Origin of the sequence: Pseudoalteromonas sp. SG43-1 (assembly GCF_014164415.1) — a bacterium.
In the GTDB taxonomy this organism is placed as follows: domain Bacteria; phylum Pseudomonadota; class Gammaproteobacteria; order Enterobacterales; family Alteromonadaceae; genus Pseudoalteromonas; species Pseudoalteromonas distincta.
The window spans coordinates 1-561 of record NZ_JACJFD010000075.1 but is presented as its reverse complement, the minus strand read 5'-3'; the positions used below and the strand labels follow the sequence as shown (position 1 = coordinate 561).

The 561-nt window shown below is 40.5% G+C and carries 1 protein-coding gene; it reads right to left on the bottom strand.

What is annotated here, in order from left to right; translation table 11 throughout:
- Positions 1-243: 243 nt before the first annotated feature.
- The coding region (locus H5159_RS20770) for a transposase (protein WP_182780971.1) at positions 244-561 on the bottom strand (318 nt) is incomplete at its 5' end.

The following is a 561-nucleotide window of genomic DNA, read 5'->3' as shown; positions in this document are numbered from 1 at the left end:
GTGTCAGAGTTGGTGTTGTTTATGCTATGGGAATTTGCTTTTTAGAGGCTCTAGCTAAATCAGCTAATTTAATAAGCTTACCTATTATAATTTAAGCTTTCCCTGCATTGCTCAGCGTTTATTATTTATTCATTAAACCGAATGTTTAACCGTTAAGCAAGGATATTTTTCGCTCGCACAGTCGCTATTAGCCTGAACAATTAAGCAGGTTAACTTATTGATTTGATGCAGCAAGCAAGGCTGCTAACTCGTTCGCGCTATTTTATTTGTCGCCTCATCTAAATTCATCACACCAATAAATCGTAAGGTACCCGTCTTGCATGACTGGCAAGACCAATGGGGTATTAATCGTTCTTGCTCTACCTTCGGCTTCACCGCTTTGCATGGGGATGCTGATACTTGAGCCTTTATTAACCCTAACTTTCGCTTGCGACATGCATTAGCTAAAAAGCCATAGTGGCGAATGCGCATAAACCCTTTGGGCAATACATGTTGTAAGTAGCGCCGTAAAAATTCATCACAACTCAGAGTCATGACTTTATCGCGGTTGTTCTCTGCATA